Raw genomic sequence first — 21315 nt, 5'->3', positions numbered from 1 at the left:
TCGCTGCAACGCCCTACTCCACCCGCGGCGGCGCACGCTCCGGGCCCAGCCACCGCTGCACACGTCGTATCCACGTACCCAGCACGTCCGGATGCCAGACGAACGTGGCCACGCTTTCCGCCGGCAAGGTGTACGCGAACTGGCTGCGCCCCTGCGCCACCGTCAGCTGCTGCGCCTCGGTCTTGATGTTCACCGCCACCAGTACGATCGATCCATCGACCGGATTGGCGAATGCGACATTGGCGATACCCATGCTGGCATCGGTATCGTTCGACTTGATGCGCACGGCCCCCGGCGCGACGAACCGACTGAAATGGGCCAGTGCGTAATATTCGTCGTTGCGGGTCACCTCGCCCGTCTGCGAATCGATGGTGACGACGCCCTTGCACACGGCGCATCCGCCGAAGTGGGGGCCGTGGTCCTCGTCGAGCGCCAGGTTCCAGTAGATGACGCCACGCGCCCACTGCCGCGTGCCGGTAACCAGCAGGTTGCGCGTGAACCACAGCAGTTCGCCGTTCATGCTCAGCGCCCAGTCGCCGCCCGAGCACTCGGTGATGTAGGCATCCTTGTCGGGATGCGCGCGATGCACGGTGCCCTGTGCGTGCTGGCTGCCTTCGTAGCAATGCCAGGCGACGCCGTCGACATAACGGGCCACGTCGGGATTCGACAGCACGCCCAGCGGTTCCTCCGGGTGGCTCCAGTTGTGGTCCCAGTCGAGAATGCGCGTGCGCGGCGTCCGTGCGGCAAGCTTCGGCCCCAGGTACTGGCCGATGATGCGGGCACGCGTGGCGGCATCCATCGGCATGCCGGGATACGTCATGGGCGAGAAGTGCGGCTCGTTCTGCAAGGTGAGCGCGAAGATGGGAATACCGAAGTGACGGTACGCATCGAGATACCTGATCAGGTAATCGGCATACACGCTCTCGTACTGCTCCAGCAGTTGCCCGCCGATCAGGTTGCCCTCGGACTTCATCCAGGCCGGCGCGCTCCAGGGCGAGGCCACGATCAACAGGCCCGGCTGCAGGGCAAGCGCTTCCTGCACCGTCGGGATCACTTCGGGCAGGTTCTCGGCCAGGTTGAATTGCTTCAGGTCCGGATCGGTCTCGCCGAAAGGAATATCGTCCAGCGTGTAGAAGTGTCGCGAGAAATCGGATGCCCCGATGGTCAGGCGCATCATGTTGAAGTCGAGGCCGGGCGGCGGACCGTACAACTCGCGCATCAGCGCGTGGCGCTGGCGCGGGTTCAACCGGTGGCGCAGCAGCCAGGCGGAGGCATCTGTCATCGCGGCGCCGAAGCCGGTCATGCTCTGGTACGCCACTTCCGCGTCGATCGTGATGTCGGCGGTCGTGCCATCGCGCGCCTTCATGGCGACGGCGTCCTGCGGTGACAGCTTGAGCCGGCGATCCGCCGTGCTCAGCCACACATCCACCGACGGCATGATCGGCTGCACCGCCGGCTTGGCCACCTTTGCAGGCGACGATTGCCGCGCCTGCGGCGCGACCAGCACCGTGATAGACAGCACGACGAGCAACAGCAACGCGCCCGCTATCACGCGGTGGGATGCGAACCGTGCTTCATCCATGAAGAACGCGCCTGCACAAGGTCACGTGGCGGCTCGCCCGTTCATCGCGCGTCGAACCTCGACCCGCTCGCGAATGCGTTCCGCATCCGCCACGGACACCGCGTTGTAGACGATGACGTGCAGGTCCGGACGGCCGTCCACGGCAAACGCCGAATATTCCAGGTCCAGCACGCCGAGGTCCGCATGATGGATCCGCTTGATGCCGTCGCCGTGCGCGCGCACATCGTTGTCGAGCCACATCGCCTCGAATTCCGGACTGATCCGGGCCAGGTCTTCCACGAACTGGCCGATCTCCGCCGTGGCGCCGGCACGGGCGACATCCGCGCGAAACGCGCCCACGACGAACCGGGCCACCTTTTCCCAGTCGTCCTGGTGCTCGCGCACGCGTGCGTTGGCGAACATGAGGTGGAGGATGTTGCGCTCGGCCGGCGGCAGCAGGCCGTAGTCGGTGAACACCGCGGCGGCGGCCTCGTTCCAGGCGACGACATCCCACAGCGCGGTGCGCACGAAGGCCGGGCTGCTGCCCAGGGCATCCAGCACGCGTTGCAGGCGTGGCGTCACGCCGTCGTAGGATCGGTAACGCACCTCGGGCAGGCGCCCCAGCGCCAGCATGAACAGGTGCTCGCGCTCCGGCTCGGTCAGCAGCAGGCCGACGGCGATGCGGTTGAGTACCTCGGCCGACGGTGCGCCACCCCGCCCCTGTTCCAGCCAGGTGTACCAGGTGGGGCTGATATTGGCGCGCTGGGCGACTTCTTCGCGACGCAGGCCCTTCGTGCGCCGCCGGCCACCGACGAAGCCGAAGCTCGCCGGATCGAGCCGCGTGCGGCGATCGCGCAGGAAGGTGCCCAGCGGATTGTCGAGGGGATCGGACATGGCGAGCCTGTTGGTTTCTATACCACGATAACGTCACTACTTTACCCGTATGCGGGCCGGGACCATCGTACCCCGACACCCCCAGTTGAGGCATCCCCATGCGTATCTTCCTTACCGGCGCCACCGGCTTCATCGGCTCGCGCATCGTTCCCGAACTGCTCGCGGCCGGGCACCAGGTGCTGGGCATGACCCGCTCCGACGCCGGGGCCGAGGCCCTGCGGGCGGCGGGTGCCGAGGTCCACCACGGCCTGCTGGAAGACCTGGACAGCCTGCGTGCCGGCGCGGCGCAGGCCGATGCCGTGATCCACACCGCGTTCGACCACGACTTCAGCCGGTTCGTGGCCAACTGCGAGAAAGACAGGCAGGTGATCAAGGCGCTGGGCTCGGCACTGGCCGGCACGCGGCGTCCCCTGCTGATCACCTCGGGCACCGGCATCGGCAGCCGTGGACCCGGCCGGTTGGCCACCGAGGATGTCTTCGACGCCGCGCATCCCAACCCGCGCATCGCGTCGGAGATGGCCGGCAACGAACTGCTGGCCCAGGGCGTGGCCGTGGCGGTCGTGCGGCTGCCGCAGGTACACGATACGGTGAGGCAGGGCCTCATCAGCCCCTTGCTGGACGTGGTGCGCGAGAAGCGCGTGTCGGGTTACGTAGGCGATGGCCAGAACCGCTGGCCCGCGGCGCACGTGCTGGACGTGGCGCGCCTGTACCGGCTGGCCATCGAGCGGTGTACGCCGGGCGCGCGCTACAACGCGGTGGCCGAGGAAGGTATCCCCGCGCGCGATATCGCGCAGGTGCTGGGGGAAGGCATGGGTGTGCCGGTGGCATCGATCGACGCCGACAAGGCGGCCGATCACTTCGGCTGGCTGGGGATGTTCGTCGGCCTGGACATGGCCGCGTCCAGCGCGTGGACCCGCGAGACGCTGGACTGGCACCCCACTGGCCCCACCCTCCTGGAGGACCTCAGGCGCATGGATTACTCCAGCCACGCCTGAGTCGGGGGAAGCGCGCCGTTACTTCTGGTTGCGCTTCTTTTCGTCCTTGACCGCTTTCTTTTCCTTCATGGTCTTGGCGGGCTTCTTCTTCTCGCCCTTCTTCGAATCTAGTCCCTTGCTCACGGCGTCTCCTCGATAAGTGCTTCGGCGGATCGCCGTCGCTGGGTGGACCGCGCACGCGCGGTCCACCCAGCGAAGATTACGCCTTATTGCGTACACACGGGGCGCGCGACCCCATGATTCACACGCTGCCGAACAGGCCCCGTGCATAGTCGTACTCCGCAAGCATCTCGTCGAAGCTCAGCGCCCGGTTCCATACCGCGGCATAGCGGGTCAGCACCGCACCCTGCCCCGCGGCGTCGCCGCCGTCCTTCCATGCGTTGATCAGTACCTTGCCGTTGAGTGGCCGCGCCGGCAGGCCGGGATAGCCCTGCTCGCGCGGCTGGTCTTCATAGGCGGGGCAGAGGAAGCGCACGGTGCCGGCCACCGCATCCACCGACACGATGGCGAAACGCGGCTTGTAGCGCGTGTCGGTGGATTGGCCAGGGCCCGTGGTCACGGCTTTCTCACTACCGGTGAGCGCCAGCCGGAAGCTGGTCAGTTCCGCGTCGGTGGCGCCCAGCGTGTACGAGTGCTGCAGGGCCAGGCCCGCCATGCGCGGGCTGAATCCCTGGAAGGTGCTGATCGCACGCCCCGCGTTGCTGCCGGGCCCGACACCGTAGGGACTGCAGAACACCGCCGCGAACGTCATGCTGGCGGTCTCGTCGATGTCGGTCTGGAAGCCCTGCGTACCGTTGGCCGACTGCGTGCCGGACGCGGTGAAGCTGGGCCGGCCGATCAGCGTGAGCGCCGCGCGGCCGCTGCCGGACCGGTCGACCACGTCGCTGCGCGCGTTGCCGTTGAAGTGCCACTCACCGGTGGGTTGCACACGCCTGACCCAGCCCAGCGCGACATCGGCGACGAGCGCGTAGTTGTGCATGGGACGCGTCGTGCCGTTGCTGGCCACGTAGACGTCGGCGTCGCCGGCACTGTCACGGATGTTGGTGCGCGGCCCGCCGTTGCGCCCGGCGATGGACGCCGGCTCGGCGGGGTCGCCCCAGCCCAGCGAGATCTTGCTGGCGCTGGACGGCAGGTCTGTCTTCAGCGTGATCTGCAGGGTGTCGCGCGAGACCACGCGGACGGACGCGATCAGGTTGCTGTCGGTGGGGCTGGCGGGCACGATGCGGTTGTCGGCATCGCGCACGTCCAGTCCGTAGTTGCGCGTGGGCGCGACCCAGCGCGTATCCAGCGTCAGCACGCCGGAGGGCACGTTGAAGGTCAGGTTGATGGTGCGGGCGCTGACTCGTACCGCTGCCACGACGTCGAGCGCGGGATTGCGCAGCGCGATGCCCGCCGAGCGATCGAGGATCAGCTGGTAGAGCGCACGCGCGAAGTAACGCCCCTGCCACCGATGGCTTTCGTTGGTCAGGTGCAGCATGGGCTGATCGACAGCGGCTTCGTCGGCGTAGTCGAACAGGTACTGCGGGTTCACCATGCGCAGGTACGGACTGGCCAGGCAGGCGTCGCGTTGCGCGAGCGCGATGAACGGGTTGCAGAACGCCAGGCTCATGGCACCGTAGCTGTTATGGCTGCACACCTGGCCGATCAGCCACAGCGGTCGCCAGCTCTGCTCCGGCAGGTTCACCTGGCACAGCTTCTGCCAGTGCGCGCGCTCCAGCGCGATCAGCTTGCTCTTGTAGGTGGCGCGCGTTTCCGAACGGCCCGTGGAATCCGCTTCGCCCTGTTGCCAGGTGGTGGCCAGCCAGGCGATGTTGCTGCCGTCGCGCTGGCCCTCTTCGCGCATCAGCCGCAGCATCGAGGTAAGCCGCAACCGGCTGTTGTTCCAGCCCTGGTAGCCGTCGAGCTTGTCGTCGTCGAGGAAGCTGGCGAAGTAGCCGATCGGGCGACCGCCCTCGCCGCTGGTGAAGGCCGCATAGCGGCTGTACTGCGATGCCGCGGGCACGCCGGTAAGGGCGGCGGTGTAGTCGACCAGGCCATCCGCGCAGGCATTGGTGCCGACTTCGCCACCGGTACCGTGGCCGCCGTCATATTCCACGAGCGGCGCCAGTCCGGTCATGGCGCTGGCGTCCGTACCCGGACGCACGCCGCCGTTGAAGGTCACGTTGGCGTAGATCTGCTGCAAGGTCAGCGCGGGTCGTCCACCCGTGCCGACCGCGTTGGACTGGCCATGGAACATGATCAGTTCGCGGCGCGCGCGAAGGATGGTTTCCGACGCGGCAATGGCGTTCGCCGCGGGCAGCATGCCGCCGGCGACCACCGTGCCGGCGTTGGCCGTACTGCCGAACAACCAGGACAGCCCGAGGCTACCGCCCACGCTGGCCAGGCCGACGCCACCCGCCGCGGAAACACCGACGCGAAGGAACTGCCGTCGGGTGATGTCCGGTTGGCCCGGTTCCGGCACGGCCGCGGCAGGACGCCACGGTCGCAGGTCGATGCCGCCATCGGGGCGATGCAGGTTCAGGGAGACACGCTTGAATATCCAGGACTGTTTCATGAGGCAACTCGTTGGCGCCCGGGCGCATGCCGGGCGTGAATAGAAAAGAGGAGCGCACGAACGAAACCTGCCGAACCACGTGTGGACGGACGACGCACGACGATGGCTTCGGAATGTGCAGTTACGATGTATCACGCGAACCGGGTTACGCGACCCGTCGTAATCGGCAAGGAGGCCACGCATCACTCCTTTTGTGAGCTGCGCCGCAAACCGGCGCGCGCTGCGCAAGCCCGCACGGATGCACGGGCATCACGCGTCACGGGCACTGCGTTGCGCAGGCCCGTGCGTCCATCGGTCACACCCTTGTCGTTATCGCGCGTGCAGCGCCGATGCGTCCGTCACGCCACCACGCGGTCGCATGGCGAGGCGAACCAGATAGATCACGATGAGCACGTTGGCGACGAGCACGGCAACCTTCAGCCAGCCGAAACGCACGATGCATTCGTAGATCTCCACGGGCACGAGCGAGCCGGTGGCGATCACGGTGAACCACTCGGCCCAGTGCTTGCGCATCCACAGGCCGATGCCTTCGGTGGCGAAGATGGCGGCATACACCAGCGCCACGATGCCCACCGCTTCGACCTTGGCCGGCCCCATCTGTTCGAGCAGGTGCACGAGGCTCCAGCGCAGGTCGTTGCTGTCGGTCAGCGGCAGGTGTTCCAGCCAGTGGACCAGGTGCCGGAAGCGGTCTTCCTGGTCGAGATGGAACGCGGCGCTGGCGATGATGATGAGACCGATCGTCTTGACCGCCTTGTAGACCGCGATGATGCGCAGGCCGGCAGGGTGGTGGTCGGGTGCGTGCGTGTCGTTCGGAAGATCGGTCGGCGTCATCGGCGAACTATAGATCGGCCAGGGCCGTGGCGTAATCCGCCGCGGGCATTATTTGCGCGGTTTCTTCCGCGCGCGCTTGCCGATGGTGGCCGGCTGCGGCGCGCCATCGGGTGTCGGGCCGCCGCGCTCGCCCACGCGCTCCATCCAGGCCAGGTCGTCGACATAGCCCAGGAAGTGCTGCAGGTAACCGGGTGACACGTCGCGCATCACGCCCAGGGCACGATGCACCAGGGCCGACGAATTCAGCGGGCCGGCGTTCTCGGGCACCGGCGCCAGCGACTGGCGCAGCTGGCTTTCGGTACGCACCCGCGACCACAGACGCTGGAAGTCGTCCAGCAGCGGCAGCTCCGGATACGACGAGGTGCCGCCGCGTTCGGCCGCGAGGGCGTCGACCAGCTGGCCGAGAGGGCCGCGAGGCACCGAGGGCGGCGGGGTGCTCACGGCGCGCCGGCGGCCGGCTTGGACGGCCGCGGCATCGGCGCGATCTCCACGCGGCGGTTCTTCGCCCGGCCTTCCTCACTGGTGTTCGCGCCCACCGGCTGCTCGGCTCCGAAGGCGGCGGCAAACACGGACGACGCCGGCACGCCCGCGGCGATCAGCGCGCGGGTGACCGTGAGCGATCGCTGGGCCGAGAGTTCCCAGTTGTCGACGAAGTGGCGGTTGCCGTCGTGCACGGGCTGGTCGTCGGTGAAGCCACTGACCATGAGCACGTCGTCGCGCGTCTTCAGGTAATCGGTGAGCGGACCGGCCAGGCTTTTCATCACCTCCTGGCCCTCCGGTTGCAACTGGTCGGAATTGAGCGCGAACAGCACGCTGCCGCGGATGCCGATGCGGCCGTCCACCAGCGTGACCCTTCCCGCGGCGATCGGTGCGGCCAGGGCCTGCTCCAGCGTCTGCCGGCGCTGCTGCTCCACCTGTTTCTGCTTCACCGCTTCGTCGAGCTTGCTGGTGAGCTGCAACTGCATGCCGATGACGCCGACCAGGATCAGCACGAACGCGCCCAGCAGCACCGACATCAGGTCGCCGAACGCGGCCCAGATCGGCGTGCCGGCTTCGCCTTCGAGTTCGGCGTCGTCACTCATGCGTCGGCCGCCCCGCTCGCACGCTGGCGCGCCAGCTGCTGCATTTCCTCGATGATCTGCTTCTGCGACAACACGCTGAGGTCGACCACCTCCCTGGCCTGCGCCACGTAGTACGCCAGTTGCTCATCGCTGCGTGCCATCGCGCCGTCCAGCGCACCGGCGATGTGCTGCAGGCGCTCCGCCAGGGCCTCGTTGGACTGGCCAAACAACTGCACGGCGCTGCCGAAGGCCTCGCCCAGGCCGGCCACCTCGGTGGTGCTGCCGGTGAGCTGCGCAGCGACGGCGTCGAGCTGGCGCGCGCCGGCCTCCACCTGGTCGCCGAAGCGCGTGCCGACACGCTCGAGCAGGTCGGCGGAGGTGGTGACGAGCGCATCCACGGCGGTGCGTTGTTCGTTGGATGCGTGGTTGACGGCATCCAGCAACGTTTCCAGCGTAGCCAGCAGGCGGTTGCGCTCGTCGAGCATGGCCGTGTCGCGCAGCATGCTGTCGGACAGTTTCTGGCGCAGCTCCGCGACCACTTCGGCCGCCGCGCGGGGCGCCTCGGCCACGGCCTCGACCAGGCGTGCCATCTCGGCGATGGTTGCGCCGGCGTGGGCCTCGGTGCTGGCCGACACCGCCGTGGCCGTGCGCTCCAGCGTGTCGCAGATGGCCTGCTCGCGACGGATCGCGTCCGCGGCGGCGGCCTCCCACTGGGCCTGCAACGAGGTGGTCATCGCGGCCAGGGCGTCGCTCCACGTGGCCAGGCGCGCGGCATCGCGCGAGGCGAGCACGTCCTGCAGTTCCGCATGCGACTGGTTGACCGCGTGGACCAGCGAGGCGGTATGCGCGTCGAACGTCGCCGCCGCCGTGGCCAGCGCCTCGTGGTGGCGGGTGGCCAGCGCGGCACCATGGTCGTCCAGCGCGCCTTGCAGGTGCTGCACCAGGGTGGCGTTGCCGGCCTGCTGGCGGGCCAGGGCGTCGTGCCAGATCGTCGCCACCTCGGCGGTGCTTTTCGCAAAGCCGGCGGCGAGGCCGTCCAACTGTGCCTTTACGGCGTGGGTCACCGTGTCGTGCAGTGCCGAGGTCTCGCGCGCCAGCCCCTCCATGGTCGCTGCCATCACCGGCTGGAACGCGGCACTGGCCGCACGCGCGCTCTCGGCCACGCTGTCCTGCAGGGACGCACGAACCGACTCGGCCAATCCCGTGTAGACCGTGGCCGTCGCGGCATGGAAGGCTTCCTGGCTGGCGAGCTGGCGCTCGCCCGCGGCCACGCCCTGCTGCTCCAGGCTGGCCATCATCGCCTGCAAACGATCGACCAGCGCAGGCATCACCTCGGTCTGCTGCTGCAGCAGGCGGAACGTCTCGTCACGCCGGTGCGCCTGCGAGAACACACGCAGCGTGGTCGATGCCTTCGCATCCAGCGCCTGCACCACTTCCAGCCGCTCACGGCGAAGCAAGGCGGACAGCAGTCCCAGCATGGCCGAGCTGGCCACGCCGGCAATCGACGTGCCGAAGGCGAAGCCCAGCCCCTTCACCGGCGCGGCCAGCGAGCCGCGGATCGCCTGCAGGTCGGTGGCGCTTTCCAGCGCCAGCCCGGTACCGCGCAGGGTGGCCATCATGCCCAGCAGCGTGCCGAGCATGCCCAGCAACACCAGCAGGCCGACCAGATAGGGCGTGAGCGACGGTGCGGGCAGGGCCACGCGCTCGCCTTCGATACGCAGGCGCATCGCGGTGCGCAGGCCGGGGTGCAGGCGCTCCAGCCAGGCGCCCAGGCCGGGCGGCGTGGCGGTCAGGTCGTCCACGGCCTGGCGCAGGCTGGACGTGGCCTGCCGGTAACGGTGCAGTTCCAGCGCACCGGCCAGGTAGCACAGGCCGATCAGCAGCGCGACGGCCGCACCCAGCGGATTGCTGCCCACGTAGCCGAAGCCGATCCAGCACACGGCCAGCAGGCCCACGAGGAAGACGGCGAGGTAAAGAGGAGTTCGGGACATGATTTCTCGGTTATCGGGCGGGCAGCGCGGCGAGCAGCGCATCCACCGGTTGGAAGCGAACGTGGAGTTCGGCCAGCAGCACGCTCTGCATGTCCTTGCGGAAGGTATCCAGCCAGGTTGCGGCGCCCTCGGCCTGGGCCGCGATGCGCAGCCGGTCGAAGTGCCGTCCCAGCACACCCGGCACCTGGCCCAGCAGCGCCTGCTCGCGCGGGCTGAGCGCCGCCTCCATGACGGCATCGACCCCGGCCAGGCGCGCCATATCGGCGGACACGGACGCCACGCTGTCGCGCAGGCGACCCCGCAGCTGGCCCGTCTGCGCCTGCATGGACCGTTGCAGGACGAGATAGCGCCGGCGGAACGGGGCGAAGTCGGCCAGGCCGCCCGTGTCGTCGCCCGAGGCGACCAGTTCGCGGGCGCCGGCGATGGCGCCGCCCAGCGCCTGGCGCACCCGCGCGCATTCCGCCACCTCGTCGGACAGCGGCCGGGAGAGGTCGTCGGCCGACGGAGCCGCCGGGCCGTCCAGCGTCGCGGACAAGGCAAGCGCGTGGGTCCAGTCGAGCCACTGGCTCAGCCGGTCCGGCAGGGCGATGTTCGGACGCGCGGTGTCGACGTCGGTGAGACGGGACAGCAGGCGGATGAACGTGGGGCCACGGACGCTCGTCCGCTGTACTCGTTGCACGGTATCTGCTGGCGAAAAAACGCCCATTTTACACGCGAACGGTGGCGACCCATGGATCGTCGGCAAAAGCCGCCCCCTGGGATACCATCCGGGGTCTTCCAAGTGAGGGGACGGGTCGATGGGGATGGTTCGCCGACTGGCAGGCATGGCGTGCGTGGTGTGGCTCGGCTCCGCGGCGATCGCCGCCCCGGCGCCCCCCGGCACCGGCACCGCCGCCGCACCCTGGTGGCAACATGCCCTGGTCTACGAGATCTACCCGCGCAGCTTCGGCGACAGCAACGGCGATGGCGTGGGCGACCTGAACGGCATCACCGCCCACCTCGACGATCTGCAGAAGCTGGGCGTCGATACCCTCTGGATCGCGCCGATGTACCCCTCGCCACAGGCGGACTTCGGCTACGACATCGCCGATTACGAAGCGATCGACCCGCAGTACGGCAACATGGTCGACTTCGACCGGCTGCAGGCGGAAGCGAAGAAGCGCCATCTCCACGTCGTGCTGGATATGGTGATGAACCACACCTCGGACAAACACGCCTGGTTCCTGGCCTCGGCGGCATCGCGCGACAACCCCAAGGCCGACTGGTACGTATGGAACGACGGCATCGATGCCGCCGGCGCCACGCTGTCCGCCGTGCAGAAACGCAACGTCCACGACGGCAAGGCACCGCCGAACAACTGGGAGTCGGTATTCGGCGGCTCGGCCTGGCAGTGGGTGCCCGCGCGCAAGCAGTTCTACTACCACCGCTTCTACGTGCAGCAGCCGGACCTCAACTGGCGCAACCCGGCGGTGGAGAAAGCCATGTTCGGCGCGATACGGTTCTGGCTGGATCGCGGCGTGGACGGCTTCCGGCTGGATGCGATCTCCACGCTGTTCGAAGATCCCCGCCTGCGCAACGATCCCATCCGCTCCGGCACCAATGCGCAGGGCGAGCCCAACCTGCAATCGCTGTACAGCGACAAGCTGCCCGAAGTGCACGGCGTGATGCGCCGGTTACGCGCCATGGTCGATGCCTACCCCGGCCAGCGTGTGCTGATCGGGGAAACCTACGAGCCCGACATCGCCCAGCTGGATGCGTGGTACGGCACGAAAGACGCCCCCGAACTGCACCTGCCCATGAACCTGCAGCTGGGCTTCGGCTGGCAGGCCAGCTTCGACGCGCGCTGGTTCCGCACGCGCCTGCAGGAATCGCAGCAGGTGCACGGGCAGCCGCTGCTGGTGGTGGACAACCACGACAACCCGCGCTCCATCGACCGCTTCGGCGACGGCCAGCACGATGTCGCCCGCGCCAAGGTGGTGGCGGCCGCCTTGCTGACCTCGCGTGCCGTGGCCCTCACGTATTACGGCGCGCCCATCGGCATGACCACCGCCACGCCCACCCGCGTGGAAGACGTGCGCGACCCCGTCGGCATCACGGGCTGGCCGAAGGACAAGGGCCGCGATGGCGAACGCACGCCGATGCAGTGGACGGCAGGGCCGCAAGCCGGATTTTCGACCAACCCGCACACCTGGCTGCCGGTCAATCCCAACCACGTCACGATCAACGTGGCGGACGAATCGGCACGGCCGGACTCACTGCTCAGCTGGCACCGCCAGCTGATCGCCCTGCGTCGTGACAACCCCGCGCTGCGCGACGGCGCCATGCGCTTCCTCGATACCGACAACCCCGACGTGTTGGTCTATCGCCGCGACGGCGACCGCCCGGTGCTGGTGATGCTCAACTTCAGCGGCAAGGCGCAACCGCTGGCGAAGGGCCTGATGCCGGGCAAGGTCAGGACGCTGGCCGGCAGCGACGCATGCCTGCCGGCCACGGCCACGCTGGAGGGGGCACGCTTGCCCGCCTATGCCGCGTGGGTCGTCACGCCTGACTGAGCGTGGCGACCACGCTGGCCGGTTATAGCTGCGCCGATTCCTTCCACAGGTCGGTGCCGCCGTCGCTGGCGTGCCGGTCGATCTCGGCCAGCTCGGCGTCGCTGAAGTCCAGGCGCTTCACGGCGTCCAGCGAGTTGTCCAGTTGCGCCACCGTGCGCGCGCCGATCAGCGACGAGGTGACCCGCGGATCGCGCAGCGTCCAGGCGATCGCCATCTGGGCCAGGGTCTGGCCGCGACCCTGGGCAATGACGTTCAGGGCGCGGATGCGTTCCAGGTTGGTGGCGTTGAGTTGCTCCTTGCCGAGCGAGCCCTCGCGCGTGGCGCGTGCGTCGGCGGGGACGCCGTCCAGGTACTTGGAGGTGAGCAGGCCCTGCGCCAGCGGCGAGAAGGCGATGCAGCCGGTGCCCAGGTCGTGCAGCGTGTCCAGCAGGCCATCCTCGATCCAGCGGTTGAACATCGAGTAGTTGGGTTGGTGGATGAACAGCGGCACGCGCTCGTCGGCCAGGATGGCGGCGGCCTTGCGCGTCAGCTCCGGGGAATAGCTGGAGATACCCACGTACAGGGCCTTGCCCTGGCGGTGCAGGTGCGCCAGCGCGCCCATGGTTTCCTCCAGCGGCGTGCTGGCATCGACGCGGTGCGAGTAGAAGATATCGACGTAATCCAGCCCCATGCGCCGCAGCGACTGGTCGCAGCTGGCAATGAGGTATTTGCGGCTGCCACCGATGCCACCGTACGGGCCGGGCCACATGTCCCAGCCCGCCTTCGACGAGATGACCAGCTCGTCGCGATACGGCGCGAAGTCGCTGGCCATGATGCGGCCGAAGTTCTCTTCGGCCGAACCGTACGGCGGGCCGTAGTTGTTGGCCAGGTCGAAATGGGTGACGCCGCGGTCGAACGCGCGTCGCAGGATGGCACGGCCGGTCTCGAACACGTCGGCACCGCCGAAGTTCTGCCACAGGCCCAGCGAGATCGCCGGCAGGTCGATGCCGCTGCGACCGCAGCGGCGATAAGGCATGAGGTCGTCGTAACGATCGGCGGCGGCTTGGTAGGGCATGACGGGGCTCCGGTTCACGTACGAAAAGAGGAATGGTAAGCCATGCGTGCGTGAATCCTTTATCCTGCCAAACCGCTACGGGAGCCGGGTGCAGGTGCCAAGCAAGGGCAGGACAACGCGGATGCCGCGCACGGCCACGTTCGCCTCGGCCATGAGGCTCTGGTCGGGCATGCTGCTGGCGTCGCTGGCGGTGCTTCTGGTTTCCGTGCTGCTGGGCGGGGCGGAGTCCACCGTGGCCGCCTCGTGGCAGGCGCTGTGGCACGACGTGGATACACCGATGCACGCCATCGTGTGGGAGCTGCGCATTCCGCGCTCCCTTGCCGCTTACGGCGTGGGCGGGCTGCTGGCGCTGTCCGGCTGCCTCATGCAGATCCTGGTGCGCAATCCGCTGGCCGATCCGTACACGCTGGGGTTGTCCGGCGGCGCGTCCGTCGGCGCGCTGGGTGCGATGCTGGCCGGCGCGGGCGCCGTCGTCACGACGCTGGGCGCCGCCGCCGGCGCGCTGGTCGCCTGTGTCGCCGTGTTCGTGCTGGCCCATCGCGACCTGCTGTCGCGACAGCGCGCCGCGCATCGGGAGGACGCCACCGACCTGATCCTGATCGGCGTGATGCTGGGCGCCGGGTTCGGCGCCGTGGTCAGCATGATGCTGGTGCTGGCGCCAGACCGGAACCTTCGCGGCATGCTGTTCTGGATGATGGGCGACCTGAGCGCCGTGGCCGATCCGTGGGTGCCCATCGCCAGCCTGCTGGCCGGCGTGCTGCTGATGGCACCGCTGGGCCGGCCGCTGAACCTGCTGCTGCGCGGCGAGGAATCCGCCAGCGCGCTGGGAGTGCGGCCGCCGCTGGTGAAGGCGGCGATCTTCCTCGTCGCCTCGCTGGCCACGGCCGTGGCCGTGACCACGGCGGGCACCGTCGGCTTCGTCGGGCTGGTGGTGCCGCACGCGCTGCGGCGCCTGGTCGGCAACGACCAGCGCGTGCTGGTGCCCGCCTGCGCGCTGGGCGGCGGCATCGTGGTGGTGGTGGCGGACGTGCTGGCACGCATCGTTGCCGAGCCCATCCAGTTGCCGGTGGGTGCGGTGATGGCGGTGATCGGCGTGCCCACCTTCATGGTGTTGCTGGTGGGCCGCCGATGAGCCATCGCCTGGTCGCCGCGGCCCTCGGCCTGACCATGGGCGGGCGGGAACTGGTCGGCTCCCTCGACATGACCGTCGATGCCGGCCAGGTATGGTGCGTGCTCGGCCCCAACGGCGCCGGCAAGTCCACCCTCCTGCGCACGCTGGCGGGATTGCGCCCGGCGGATCGCGGTCGCGTGTCGCTGGACGATCGCGACATCGCTGCCTGGCGGCCACTGGACCTCGCGCGCCGACGCGGCTTCCTGCCCCAGGCCGTGGTGGATGCCTTTTCCCTCTCGGTGATGGAGGCGGTGGTATCGGCGCGCCACCCACGGCTGTCGTTCTGGGCCTGGGGCGACGACGACGCCGGGCCGGCGCGGCAGGCGCTGGAAACGTTCGCGCTGCAGCCGCTGGCCGACCGCGACGTCACCACGCTGTCCGGCGGCGAGCGCCAGCGGGTGAACATCGCCACGCTGTTCGCGCAGGACGTGGACATCATGCTGCTGGACGAACCGCTGTCGTCGCTCGATCTTCACCACCAGATGAAGGCCTTGCACGAACTGATGCGCGTGGCGCGCGTGCACGGCACGTCCGTCGTCTACACCGTGCACGACATCAACCTGGCCTACCAGCACGCGACGCACGCCGTGCTGCTGGACGGCCGCGGCGGCGCGCTGGCCGGGCCACGTGATGCGGTCATCACCAGCACCCACCTGTCCGCCGCCTTCCACCATCCGATCCATGGCGTGACGCTCGGCGACGAGCTGTTCTTCCGCGCCGAACGCCTCGACGGTAACGCCCCATGATCCGTATCTGCCTCCTGCTGGCGCTGCTGTTCGCGCTTCCCGCCGCCGCCTCGGTGAGCGTCACCGACGACGCGGGCCACCGCGTGACGCTGGCGCAGCCGGCGCATCGCATCGTCAGCCTGGCGCCCAACATCACCGACGCGTTATTCGCCGCCGGCGCCGGGGACTACGTGGTCGGCACCTCGCGCTTCAGCGAGCACCCGGCGGCGGCGAAGCACATCCCGGTGGTGGGCGATGCCACGATGCTGGACCTTGAACGCATCGTAGGGCTGAAGCCCGACCTGATCGTGGTATGGCGCAGCGGCACGCCGGCCGCGCAGGTAGACAAGCTGACCCGCCTGGGCATTCCGGTGTTCTTCGCCGAGACGACACGGCTGGCCGACGTGGCCGATGCCACCCGTCGCTTCGGCGTGCTGGCCGGCACGACCGCGGTGGCCGGTCGCAACGCGGATGCCTTCGACGCCCGCCTGGCCGCCCTGCGCGCGAGCTACGCCGGCAAGGCGAATATCAGCGTGTTCTACCAGGTATGGGACAGGCCCCTGATGACGATCGGGCATGCCCAGATCGTCGACGATGCGATCACCCTGTGCGGTGGTCGCAACCTCTTCGCCGACCTGACCCAGGCGGCGCCTACCGTGAGCCGCGAAGCCGTGCTGGCCCGCGATCCCGAGGTGATCCTCGCCGGCACCGAGGCGACGGAGTCGCTGGCCGCCTGGCGGAAAACGCCGTTCCTCGCCGCCGTGAAGCACGGCAACGTGATCGCCCTGGATGCACCCACCCTCGTCCTGCCGTCGCCGTCCATCCTGCCCGGCGTGGAAACGCTGTGCCGGGTGCTCGACCAGGCCCGTGGTCGCGTGCACTGACATGCCGTCGCATGACCTTGCGGTCGCCATCACATCGCCCTTCCTAGACTGGCCCTCGACCGCCCCGCCGACGGAATGTGATGTCCATGTCCCGTGACCCCGCCGATTCGCTTCCCGATCGATCCTGGCTGGACGACGGCGGCGAAACGGGTGCGCTCATCCGGGCGTTCGACTGGTCGCGCACCGCGCTGGGACCCCTCGCCGACTGGCCGCAGAGTCTGCGTACCGCCACTGGGCTGCTGTTGCGTTCGCCTGTGCCCATCGTGCTGTTGTGGGGCGAGCGGGGCTACATGATCTACAACGATGCCTACTCCCTGTTCGCCGGCAAGCGTCATCCCGACCTGCTCGGCTCCGAGGTGCGCGAGGGCTGGAGCGAAGTCGCCGAGTTCAACGACAACGTGATGCGTGTCGGCCTGGCCGGCGGCACGCTGGCCTACAAGGACCAGGAGCTCACGCTGCACCGCCACGGCCGGCCCGAGCCGGTGTGGATGAACCTGGATTACTCGCCGGTGATCGATGAATCCGGCCAGCCGGCCGGTGTCATCGCCATCGTGGTGGAAACCTCCGAGCGCGTGCGGGCGGAACAGTCGATCCGTGCGAACGAGGCACGCCTGCGCTTCCTGGACACGCTGCGGGAATCCACGGCCCGCTACACGGACGCGGATGCCCTGCTGGCCACCACGACGCGCATGCTGGGCAAGTACCTCGGCGTGTCCATCTGCGCCTATGCCGATATGGACGACGACGAGAACGCCTTCACCATCCGTGGCGACTGGGCCGCGCCGGGATCGCAAAGCATCGTGGGGCGATACACGCTCACCGATTTCGGGCGCCTGGCCGTCACGCGGCTCACCGCGGGCGAGGCGTTCGTGCTCAACGACAGCCATGCCGAACTGTCGGCCGAGGAAGCCGAGGCCTTCGGCGCCCTCGGTGCCGCGGCCACGGTGTGCATGCCGCTGATACGCGGCGGCCGGTTGACCGCGCTGATGGCGATCCACCAGCGCGAGCCGCGGGTCTGGCAGCCCGACGACCTGGCCCTGCTGACGGAAGTGGTGGAGCGTTCCTGGGCGCACATCGAGCGCGTACGCGCCGAGGCGGCCGTGCGCGATGGCGAGCGGCGCTTCCGCGAATCGCTGGAGGAAAAGGTGCGCGAACGCACCGCGGCGCTGATGCAGGCCGAACAGGCCCTGATGCAGGCGCAGAAGATGGAGGCGCTGGGCAACCTCACCGGCGGCATCGCGCACGACTTCAACAACCTGCTGATGGCCGTGCAGGGCAGCCTCGAGCTGCTGCGCGAGCGCATGCCGCCCGATCCCCTGCTGTTGCGCCTGGTCGACAATGCGCGCAGCGGTGCCGAACGCGGCGCGGTACTGACGCGACGGATGCTGGCTTTCGCGAGGAGGCAGGAGCTGACCTCCGAACGCGTCGACGTACGCCACCTGGTCGAGGGCATGACCGAACTGATGCAACGCGCCCTGGGCAGCACCGTGATCGTCGAGACGCGCTTCGGCGCGCAACCGGCGGTGGTGGAGGCGGACGTGAACCAGCTGGAATCGGCCCTGCTCAATCTGGCGGTGAATGCACGCGATGCCATGGATGGCGTGGGCACCATTACCATCGCCACCGACGAGGTGCAGGTACCCGCCGACGATGGCGCGCTGGCGGCGGGGCGTTACGTCCGCCTCTCCATGACCGACTCCGGTTCGGGCATGAGCGAGGCGACCCTGAAGCGGGCGACCGAGCCGTTCTTCACCACCAAGGGCGTGGGCAAGGGAACGGGGCTGGGCCTGTCGATGGTGCACGGCCTGGCCGAGCAACTGGGCGGCACGTTGATCCTGTCCAGCCGGCCCGATGTCGGCACCACGGCGGAAATCTGGCTGCCGGCGGTGGATGCGCAGACGCCTGCCGCCACGTCGGGCCTGGCGATCGAACCGGTGCCCGCAGTCGCTGCGACGGCTCCGGACGAGACACGGGTGATCCTCGCCGTGGACGACGACGACCTGGTGCGCGCGACGACGATCGAGATGCTGGAAGCGATGGGCTATCGCGTGCTGGCGGCGCGCTCCGGTGCCGAAGCCCTACGGCTGCTCGAACGCACGCGGGTCCATCTCGTGGTCACCGACCATGCCATGCCGCAGATGACCGGCACGCAGCTGGCCCAGCGCGTGCGCGAACACGATCCGGCCCTGCCGGTGGTGCTGGTCACGGGCTATGCGGACATCGCCGGCGGTGCCGGCGACGACCTGCCCCGCCTGGCCAAGCCGTTCACGTACGCGGCGCTTACCGAGACGGTGGCCCGGGCCCTGCCGCGGCCCTGAACGCCGCGGCAGCCACACGCCCTACTTTTCCTTCGGCGGCAGGCGGTAACGCTGCTTGCTGTAGGCCCAGCTGGGCCACAGCGCATGGGCAAGGGCCGTCTTCTCTAGCGACGGATCGACCGCTTCCGGCTGCAGCGTCTCGCCGTCGGCCGAGTACTCATGGTCGAGCAGGTAGTGATACTGGGTCGGCGCCTGGTTGGGCCGCAGCACGATCAGCTGGTCGCCCTTGAGGTAACCGTAGTTGTCGCCGTACTGCATGATCGCGCGATCCGGGTAACGCTGTGTCAGGTCCGCACCCAGCATGGGGTGCTCGCTGCGGATGCCGATCAGCGACAGCAGCGTGGGCGCCAGGTCCACCTGGCTGACGATGTGCTCGTCTTTCTTCACCGGCACGCCCGCGCCCAGGATCAGGGCCGGGATATGGAAATGACGCACCGGCACCAGGCTGGCACCGAACACGCGGGCATCGTGGTCGGCCACGATCAGGAACACCGTGTGGTTCCAGTACGGCGACTGCTTGGCGCGCTCGAAGAAACGCCCGATCGACCAGTCGGCGTAACGCACCGCGTTCGCGTTGCTGGCCGGATCGCCCTCGGGCGTGATGCGGCCCGACGGGTATTCCCACGGCGTGTGGTTGGAGACGGAGAAGGCCACGGTCAACGTGGGTTTTTCGCCATCATCCAGCAGCCGCTGGTGCAACTCGTTGAACATGTCCTCGTCGGACGCACCCCACGAGCCGACGAACGCGGGCTTGGTCTTGAAGGTGGCGCTGTCCACCACCTCGTTGAAGCCGTTGCCGTAGAAGAACGAGCGCATGTTGTCGAAGTGGGCTTCACCGCCGTAGAGAAAGCGCGTGTGGTAGCCGAAGGTATCCAGCAAGGCACCGAGGGTGAAGAAGTCGCGCTGGCTGCGCGGCAGTTTCAGCACCGCCTCGGCCGGCGTGGGCAGGAAACCCGTGGTGACCGCCTCCAGGCCGCGCGCGCTGCGCGTGCCCGTGGCGTAGGTGCGCTCCAGCCACCAGCCCTCGTTGGACAGTTTGTCCAGCTCAGGGGTGTAGCCCGCGCCGCCCAGGCTGCCGACGAACTGCGCGCCCAGGCTTTCCTCCAGGATGATCACCAGGTTGAGCGGCTTGTCGCCCTGCCGCGTCGGTTCCTGGCGGTGCAGGCTGGGGTACTGCGGATCGAGCGGCGCACCGTCCAGGCCGGCCGCACGGCGCACGATGGCGTTCATCTCGTCGTCCGGCATCTTGCCGTACACGGCCGATGCCGAACGTTCGTTGCCCAGCGCCAGGGCGGCGTTGAGCACGTTGTAGAGCGAATTCAGCGGCAGCGTGTTGACCATCGCGTCGTTGGTGAAGGCCACCTGCGACGCGTTCAGCGGACGATGCTGCAAGGTGCCGCGCGCGGCCAGGAACAGTACGGCGAAGGTGAGCACCGTGGCCACCGGGCGCATCCATCCGCGTACGGGCCGGCGGTCGGGCTGGCGGGTGGGCAACAGGCGGAAGCCGATCCAGGCGATCAGCGCGAAGGCGACCAGGCCCAGGCCCACCGACAGCTTGTAGCCGTTCCAGAGCATGGCCGCGACTTCGTGCGGGCTGGTCAGGTATTCGAAATAGAGCCGGTTGGGCCGCGTGTCGTACTCGACCATGAACTGCGGCGTGGACACTTCCAGCAGCGCATAGAGCAGCCACCACAGGCGCAGCCACCAGGCCGCGATGCGCGTGGGCCAGCGCCGATGGCCCAGCCATGGCGAGAGCAGCGCCGGCAGGGCCACCACCATCGCCAGCAGCGAGAGGTCGATGCGCCAGCCGCCCAGCAGCACGGGCCACAGGCCACCGGCATCGTGGACGCGGGTCCACTGCCAAGCGGAAAGCGCGACGCGCGAAAGCGTCAGGAAAACGAGGACGGCGGCGATGAAACGCCAGGTGAGCTTGCGCACGATGGAGGTCCGGAGCAGGCGCGGCGGGTCGCCACGCGTGTGAAAATGCCAGGTTACAGGCGCATGACTTTACACTGTGCGCCCGACGAACGACTTACGGCCGGCTTTCGGCCCGCCGCACGAGGATCTTTGCGATGTTCAGACTGGCCGAGGCGACGCCGATCGCCACCGGGCACGTGCGCGAGGTGTACCAGCATCCCGACCGGCCCGACCTGCTGATCAAGGTGATCTCGGAAGCGTCCATCAAGGAGCGCTGGGACGCCGTCCCGTGGTATCGCCGGCGGGCCCGCAGCGGCCCGTACAAGGATTTTGTGCGCGAGTTCCGCGAGTACGTCACCGCCATCCATACCGGCGGCTACGACAGCGTGCCGATCGCCCGCGTGGTCGGCCTCGAGATGACGGACATCGGGCTGGGCCAGGTGGTCGAGAAGGTGCGCGGTCCCGATGGCGGCCTGGCCATCACGCTGCACGACTGGGTCAAGGCCGAAGGGTTCACCGCCACCACCCAGGCCGAGCTGGAGGCATTCCACGCGCGCCTGCTCGCGCACAACGTCATCGCCGCCGACCTGCACGCCTGGAACGTGGTCTACGGCGAGGATTCGCGCGGTGGTGGCCCGCGGCTGGTGATGATCGACGGCTTCGGCGAGAAGAACATCATCCCGCACTGCTCGATGAGCCGCGCGCACAACGCCTCGCGCACCACGAAGAAATACGAGCGGATGCTGAAACGCACCCGCGCCGAGGCGCCTTCCCGCTGACACGCGCGCTCCGCCGGGGTACTGCGCC

Annotated in this window: 16 protein-coding genes and 1 pseudogene; 7 read left to right on the top strand and 10 right to left on the bottom strand. The window is 68.7% G+C overall.

The features are described 5' to 3' along the window. Nucleotides 1-13: 13 nt before the first annotated feature. Nucleotides 14-1582 carry a glycoside hydrolase family 30 beta sandwich domain-containing protein gene (locus QRN34_RS09060; protein ID WP_285403944.1) on the bottom strand — a complete coding sequence of 523 codons (1569 nt, stop codon included), beginning with the start codon at nt 1580-1582 and terminating at the stop codon, nt 14-16. A gap of 21 nt (nt 1583-1603) precedes the next feature. Next, nucleotides 1604-2455: a helix-turn-helix transcriptional regulator gene (locus tag QRN34_RS09055; protein ID WP_285403943.1), complete on the bottom strand. Its 852-nt coding sequence runs from the start codon at nt 2453-2455 to the stop codon at nt 1604-1606. Nucleotides 2456-2553: 98 nt separating this feature from the next. Here QRN34_RS09055 and QRN34_RS09050 point away from each other — a divergent pair, with 98 nt between their 5' ends. After that, nucleotides 2554-3450: an SDR family oxidoreductase gene (locus QRN34_RS09050; RefSeq protein WP_285403942.1), complete on the top strand. Its 897-nt coding sequence runs from the start codon at nt 2554-2556 to the stop codon at nt 3448-3450. A gap of 241 nt (nt 3451-3691) precedes the next feature. Here QRN34_RS09050 and QRN34_RS09045 read toward each other — a convergent pair whose 3' ends face one another. The 6 genes and pseudogenes from QRN34_RS09045 to QRN34_RS09020 all read right to left on the bottom strand — a co-directional run bounded on the left by QRN34_RS09045 (nt 3692) and on the right by QRN34_RS09020 (nt 10593). Beyond that, nucleotides 3692-6004 carry a hypothetical protein gene (locus tag QRN34_RS09045; RefSeq protein WP_285403941.1) on the bottom strand — a complete coding sequence of 771 codons (2313 nt, stop codon included), beginning with the start codon at nt 6002-6004 and terminating at the stop codon, nt 3692-3694. Nucleotides 6005-6313: 309 nt separating this feature from the next. Beyond that, nucleotides 6314-6835, bottom strand: a complete 522-nt coding sequence (locus QRN34_RS09040) for a DUF2127 domain-containing protein (protein ID WP_051938507.1) — start codon at nt 6833-6835, stop codon at nt 6314-6316. 132 nt (nt 6836-6967) lie between these two features. After that, a pseudogene (locus QRN34_RS09035) lies at nt 6968-7258 on the bottom strand (DUF2894 domain-containing protein); the annotation flags it as partial. Between the two features lie 14 nt (nt 7259-7272). Further along, nucleotides 7273-7917: an OmpA family protein gene (locus tag QRN34_RS09030; RefSeq protein ID WP_036138457.1), complete on the bottom strand. Its 645-nt coding sequence runs from the start codon at nt 7915-7917 to the stop codon at nt 7273-7275. Then, nucleotides 7914-9887 carry a DUF802 domain-containing protein gene (locus QRN34_RS09025; protein WP_285403937.1) on the bottom strand — a complete coding sequence of 658 codons (1974 nt, stop codon included), beginning with the start codon at nt 9885-9887 and terminating at the stop codon, nt 7914-7916. Before QRN34_RS09025 ends, QRN34_RS09030 begins: the two co-directional genes overlap by 4 nt. Before the next feature lie 10 nt (nt 9888-9897). Then, nucleotides 9898-10593 carry a DUF3348 domain-containing protein gene (locus QRN34_RS09020; protein ID WP_285403935.1) on the bottom strand — a complete coding sequence of 232 codons (696 nt, stop codon included), beginning with the start codon at nt 10591-10593 and terminating at the stop codon, nt 9898-9900. Between the two features lie 91 nt (nt 10594-10684). On the opposite strand from QRN34_RS09020, the gene QRN34_RS09015 reads away from it, so the two are divergent. Beyond that, nucleotides 10685-12439, top strand: a complete 1755-nt coding sequence (locus tag QRN34_RS09015; RefSeq protein WP_285403933.1) for an alpha-amylase family glycosyl hydrolase — start codon at nt 10685-10687, stop codon at nt 12437-12439. Between the two features lie 22 nt (nt 12440-12461). Here the strand turns inward: QRN34_RS09015 and mgrA are convergent, their stop codons facing one another. Further along, the gene (gene mgrA / locus QRN34_RS09010) at nt 12462-13493 is read right to left on the bottom strand and encodes an L-glyceraldehyde 3-phosphate reductase (RefSeq protein WP_285403931.1); all 1032 of its coding nucleotides are present in this window, start codon (nt 13491-13493) and stop codon (nt 12462-12464) included. A 121-nt stretch (nt 13494-13614) separates the two neighbouring features. On the opposite strand from mgrA, the gene QRN34_RS09005 reads away from it, so the two are divergent. The 4 genes from QRN34_RS09005 (at nt 13615) to QRN34_RS08990 (ending at nt 18591) form a co-directional block, all read left to right on the top strand. After that, the gene (locus tag QRN34_RS09005; protein WP_285403929.1) at nt 13615-14625 is read left to right on the top strand and encodes an iron ABC transporter permease; all 1011 of its coding nucleotides are present in this window, start codon (nt 13615-13617) and stop codon (nt 14623-14625) included. Continuing rightward, complete coding sequence (locus QRN34_RS09000; RefSeq protein ID WP_051938510.1) at nt 14622-15410, top strand: ABC transporter ATP-binding protein; 789 nt, start codon at nt 14622-14624, stop codon at nt 15408-15410. Before QRN34_RS09005 ends, QRN34_RS09000 begins: the two co-directional genes overlap by 4 nt. After that, complete coding sequence (locus QRN34_RS08995; protein ID WP_285403926.1) at nt 15407-16273, top strand: cobalamin-binding protein; 867 nt, start codon at nt 15407-15409, stop codon at nt 16271-16273. Before QRN34_RS09000 ends, QRN34_RS08995 begins: the two co-directional genes overlap by 4 nt. 86 nt (nt 16274-16359) lie before the next feature. Next, nucleotides 16360-18591 (top strand): response regulator, encoded by a 2232-nt coding sequence (locus QRN34_RS08990; protein WP_285403924.1) that lies wholly within the window; start codon nt 16360-16362, stop codon nt 18589-18591. Between the two features lie 21 nt (nt 18592-18612). Here the strand turns inward: QRN34_RS08990 and QRN34_RS08985 are convergent, their stop codons facing one another. Then, nucleotides 18613-20529, bottom strand: a complete 1917-nt coding sequence (locus QRN34_RS08985) for an LTA synthase family protein (RefSeq protein WP_285403922.1) — start codon at nt 20527-20529, stop codon at nt 18613-18615. Nucleotides 20530-20663: 134 nt separating this feature from the next. Here QRN34_RS08985 and QRN34_RS08980 point away from each other — a divergent pair, with 134 nt between their 5' ends. Continuing rightward, a complete protein-coding gene (locus tag QRN34_RS08980; RefSeq protein ID WP_285403920.1) occupies nt 20664-21287 on the top strand; it encodes a YrbL family protein in 624 nt (207 codons plus the stop codon). Nucleotides 21288-21315: the final 28 nt, after the last annotated feature.

Source organism: Luteibacter sp. ME-Dv--P-043b (genome assembly GCF_030209605.1).
Taxonomy (GTDB): domain Bacteria; phylum Pseudomonadota; class Gammaproteobacteria; order Xanthomonadales; family Rhodanobacteraceae; genus Luteibacter.
This window is presented reverse-complemented; position numbering and strand designations above follow the sequence as displayed.